This is a genomic window from Gluconobacter sp. P5H9_a (assembly GCF_018812085.1).
In the GTDB taxonomy this organism is placed as follows: Bacteria; Pseudomonadota; Alphaproteobacteria; order Acetobacterales; family Acetobacteraceae; genus Gluconobacter.
In genome coordinates this window covers 1-614 of sequence record NZ_JACRVW010000059.1, presented here as the reverse complement: position 1 = coordinate 614, position 614 = coordinate 1, and the positions used below count along the sequence as shown (strand labels likewise).

Annotated in this window: 1 protein-coding gene; it reads right to left on the bottom strand. The window is 42.9% G+C overall.

Going from position 1 to position 614, the window contains the following annotated elements:
- On the bottom strand, positions 1–293 hold a 293-nt coding region (locus tag KP708_RS15470; RefSeq protein ID WP_215757250.1), incomplete at its 3' end, for a hypothetical protein.
- Positions 294–614: the final 321 nt, after the last annotated feature.

The following is a 614-nucleotide window of genomic DNA, read 5'->3' as shown; positions in this document are numbered from 1 at the left end:
TCTAGTGGGCGTGTAAACTTGGCGCTTAAATTAAAATTTGGGTATTTCCCTGTTATTTTTGGATGTAAATAAGCAGCTATTTCTACGTCTGATTGAGATATATATCTTCCTGCCCATTTTTCTATAATATGCTTTAGAGCTCTACTGTGTTTTGGTTTTGTTTTTATTGTTGTCTGAGCATCTAACCATTCATACGCCATCCTAATACAGTCTTCATGCTCGTGAAGAATGTCTGATGGATGTTGGTACKTGAAGCCAATTTTGGCATCGTTAATTTCTTTGTCAGTAAGCACTGTATAATTTCCTCTTATCAAAATACTTAACCAAATATGGTAATGTTAGATGTCACGAAAATGGGGCGGCTTTTACACCGCTCCAGAGCAACATCAGAAGTATTTTAGTGGCTAAAATACGCCTTGTCCTCTGAGCAAGCAGATGAGCATAGCACAGAGCAGAACAGACCCGGAGCGAGCGCAGCGCGGGAGCGGCGTAGCCCGCCCGTCAGGGCGTCTGGGTGGGATTAAGCCGTAAAATCGAAGATGACTTTTCCTGCGCCTGCGTGAGCTATTCCCTGCAATTCTAGGGGCGATTTTGTATCTGCATCAGTGATAGTT